The 4193-nt window shown below is 68.2% G+C and carries 1 protein-coding gene and 1 pseudogene; both read right to left on the bottom strand.

Annotated elements, in window-relative coordinates; all coding sequences use genetic code 11:
• Positions 1–3231: Eco57I restriction-modification methylase domain-containing protein (locus tag FNH05_RS33650; RefSeq protein WP_144592893.1), on the bottom strand; the 3231-nt coding region annotated here is incomplete at its 3' end.
• Positions 3228–4193: pseudogene (locus tag FNH05_RS38510) on the bottom strand (helicase); the annotation flags it as partial. The gene FNH05_RS33650 and the pseudogene FNH05_RS38510, both read right to left, overlap by 4 nt.

The following is a 4193-nucleotide window of genomic DNA, read 5'->3' as shown; positions in this document are numbered from 1 at the left end:
GTGCTCGCGTTCGCTGTCCTCGTAGGACCAGCCGTTGAAGTGCGCCCCGGCCAGGTCGGGTGCTTGCTGGAATAGCCCGGAGTCGTTGGCCATGTGGAAGAGCGTGCCGAATGACAGTCCCCACGGGTTGCCATCGACCGTTGAGTCGTGGATGAGGACTGGGTGACGGCGGTGGATGCCGAGTGTGATGTCGGCGTCGGTGCGGGTGCGAAACATCGGCAGCGTACCGGTGTTCGGATTCATCGCCATAACTTCGTCGGGGGACAGTTCGAAGCGACGGTCAGGTACGTCGGCGAGGTGACGGGTCAGGAACGCGAACCGGGTGCGTAGTGCCAAGCGATCGGCACCGCTTATCGCGGTAACAGCGAACCGATACGAATGGTGTACTTCTGGAAAGATCTTGGCTTCATTTTCGAAGTCGTAGAACGCCAGGAGTCGTTTGGCGTCAAGGGTGTCGGCGAAGAACGGGGCGGTGGTCTTGTCGGTGGCGAGGCCGGTGGGGGTGATGATCCCGGCCGCGCCGGTGGGTGCGACGATTGTCCGGAACGTCTCCGCGAACACGCTGTAGGTGTTGACATCGCCCTGGCCGGTGAGCGGGTAGCGGCCGCTGCGGAGCAGCAGGTGGGCGGTACGGTTGGATTTCCGCAGCGTGTCGAGGTAGGCGTCGTGCAGATCCCCGTCCTCATCGCGCAGAGCCTCGATCATTGTGGCGCGGATGGCGGCGGTTTTCGCGTCGGCGATGTCGGCGCGGGCGGCGGCCGCGAAGAACTCTTTGTCCTGGATCTTCACGCGTTCCCAGGGTGGGTTGCCGATGACGCAGGAGAAGCCGCCCTGCCAGCCGGTGTTCGGGTCGACGTCGGCGGTGCCGGGCTCGGGCACCGTGAAGATTGTCGGGAATTCCAGGTGCCAGTGGAAGAACCGATATTGGCGAGCCAGGTCGCGAACTGTTGCGATGACACCTGCGGGGGCGCTGTCGGGGGTTTCGACGATCTCGCGCAGTGTGTCGTGGGTGAGGCCGGGTCCGTGGTCGGGGCTCTTCGGTTGCACGAAGGCGGCGCACCAGGTGTCGGCGGCGAGCCTGCGCGCGGCGAGGTCGGGGTCGGCTTCGAAGCGTCGCCAAGCGTCGGCCCGTTTCCTGGCCTGGGCGAGGGTCGTGGCGGCCTGGTTGTCGAGTTCGCGAGCCTTCTTGGCGAGCGCGGTGGTTTCGACGTCGAGGATCTCGGTGTCGAACATGGTGAGTTGCTTGCCGCCGCGTTTGCGTTCGGCCTTGTTGCGGGCCTTGAGTTTGCTGGTCCAGGGCTTGTCGTCCCCTTCGAGGGCGACGAACGCCGTGTCCGGGATGTTGTCGGCGAGCAGTTTCGGTGTGGTGCCCAGCAGTGAGTTGCCGACTTTGAAGTGGGCGTCGAGGAAGGGTAGGGGGCGAGAGCCGTCGAAGGCCTCTAGCCAGAGTGCGACTTTGGTGATTTCGATCGCGAGGTCGTTGACGTCGACGCCGTAGACGCAGCGCGCGATGACGTCGGCTGTGGCGGTGCGGAGCGCTTGCGGGCCGGGTTCGATGTCGCCGGTGCGGACGGTTGCGAGCGCGGCGGCGATGCGGCGGGCGGCGGCGACGACGAAGTGCCCACTGCCGACCGCCGGATCGACGACGGTGAGTGCGAGGAGCGCGGCCTCGGGGTCGGCGGCGTGCAGGGCTTCGCCGATGAGTGGGTCGAGGGCTTCCTCAAGGACGAGGGCGATGAGCTGGGAGGGAGTGTAGTAGGAGCCGGATTTCTTGCGGTCGTTTCCTTTCGTTTCTTCGAGGGTGAACGAGCGGGCGGCTGCGTCGTATCGGGGTTTGTAGGCAAGCAACCCTTCATAGACGCCGCCGAGCTCTTCGCTGTCGAGGTTTCGGTAGTCGACGGGACGGGTGACTCCGGTGACGGGGTCGACGATCTCGGCCAGCGCCTTGACCGCGGCGAGGAGGTTCCGGTTCGGGAGCTTGGTGCTGGCGAGCACGCCGAGGCTGTCGCGGGCGAACAGCGAGGCGGCGAGCCCGGGCAGGGCGAGCGCGTCGAGGCCGTCACCGGCGAGCCCGTCGGTGACGATCAGGTGGGCGTCCCACAGATCGGTGTGCCGGGTGCCTGCACGGCTGGTGGCGAGCCGCCGCAGGCGGGCGGTGGAGAAGTAGTCGCGGTAGTGCGCCTGGGCGTCGGTGTTGGTGTTACCGGTGTGGAGCAGGTCGCGGTCTTCGGCGACGAACAACACGATGAGCCGGTAGGCGATGTGGAGCAGCGCACGATGCAGGTCGGCGTCCGCGTCGCGGGCGGCCGCGAGCGTGGCACGGAGTTCGGTGTTGGCCGGGTGAGCGACGAATCCGGTGCCGAGGTGTTCGAGGGCACGGGCGACACCCACCCGCAGGGTGGCCAGGGCCCGGGCGCCGTCGACGATGGCGACGGCGCGCCACCGTTCAAGCCAGCATGTCTCCGGGGAAAGGCCGGGAGAGTCGGTTTCCGGTTCTTCTTCGGTGTCTGCGGCTGTGGGCGGTGTTTCGGGGGCGATGGGGGTGAACCGGCTGGCGTGGACGGTGAGGAAGAAGAGCCGGAAGTCGGCGTAGCGCTGGTTGTCGAAGATGTCGTCGAGGTCGAACTCGATGTAGGACTGGCGGGTGAGGCTGGATGCGTCGCGCAGCACGCGCAGGGTGCGGCCGTTGGTGACGATGCCCCACAGGTAGCGGGGGCTGCGGTTGAGGAAGTTCTGCAGCGTCGACTGCGGCGCGCGGGCGGCGACGTTGGGGGTACTGGTGTCGAGGCCCACCCCGGCGCCGAGCAGGTGCAATGCCACCCCGACCGCGGGGTCGACGGCTCCGGTCGGCCAGGCCAGACGGTGGGAGATCGGGAAGCGAGCCGGTTCGGTCTCGCCCAGCCCCGGCGGTAGCTCGATGCCGGAGGTGAGTTTTTCGGGCCGGCCGAAGCCGAGCTCGTAGAGCAGGGGGAGCAGCCATTTGTCGCGGGTGAGTCCGATGGCCGGATCGCCGGGCGGGAGCCGGTCGAGTGCGGCATGCCAGGCGCGGTGGGCACCGAGACAGGCCTCCCAAGCTCGCGCGACTGCGGCGTTGACGGTCATGCCGGGGGTGAGTTGGTAGCCCTCGGCGTTCTGGCCCGGCATCCGTAGGTCGACGGCGCGGACCAGCGCGTCGCTGGGCAGGACGGCGCCGACGGTGCGGGCGGAGCGGAAAGCGGACAGGGTGGTCACGAGCGAGGGCCGTTCTGCGTGCTGGGTGCGGGGAGGTAGACGTAGACGCCGAGGACGTCGGGCGGCGGCAACAGCCGGGCGTCGAGCCCACGCCTGGCGACCCGGCTGGTGCGACGTACCGCCCGGTGGGTTTCCACGGCGTTTGTGGCGATCTGCTCACCAAGCCGGTTCAGGTGCTCAGCGAGTCCGGGCAGGCGGTCCAGCGCGCGCTGCAGCTGGGCGCGAGCGAGGTCGTCGTGCACGTTGCCGCTGGGGTCGACGGCCAGCAGCCGATCGGCGGTGTCGTTGTCCAGCCAGGAGATTTCACCGCCGCTCGCGGTGAATGCGAGGAACTGTGCGTCTTCGGCGACCTGGGTGATGGTACGGCGTGAGCCGGGGATGGCGAGTTCGACGCGGAAGCGCACCACGAGCAGCGTGGTCACCGTCGTGACGGCGGTGGTGCGGATGACGGCCGCACGCCGGGCTGGGCGATCGGAGTCGGGGAGTAGCGGGTCGAGGGCGGCGTCGAGAACGTAGCGGGCGATCGCCTCGACGGTCGGATCAGTGCGGGTCAGCAGCGGTTCTCCGGGTGGGGCCGGCAGCGATCGGTGGAAGCGCACGGTTGTGCCCTTGGTTGGTGGAAGGTGATCGAGCAGCGGGCGGGGGAGGGTTTCGGTGCGGACGGTGAATCCGTCGGGGGTATCGCTGATTTGGCCGGAGAGCAGGGATAGCGCGTCGCGGGTGAATCGCTCGGCGTCGGCGGGGCCGCCGAGGCTGCGGCGGACCTCGGCGAGGGTCTTGGCGACCTCGTCGGGTCGTAGGATTGCCTGCCGGAACCGGGATCGGGACGCTTTTTCCCGCTCGGCGGCGTCAACCCATTTGTTGAGCACGACATCGGCTGTCTCGCTGGAGGTCGCGGCGCCGAGATCGAGCATGAGCTGGTCGGGTTCGGTGTTGCGCAGCAGCAGTGATTCCCAGATCGC

The organism is Amycolatopsis rhizosphaerae (assembly GCF_007713715.1).
GTDB lineage: Bacteria > Actinomycetota > Actinomycetes > Mycobacteriales > Pseudonocardiaceae > Amycolatopsis_E > Amycolatopsis_E rhizosphaerae.
Note: the sequence above shows the minus strand (reverse complement) of the source record. Positions and strands in the feature narration are given on the sequence as shown.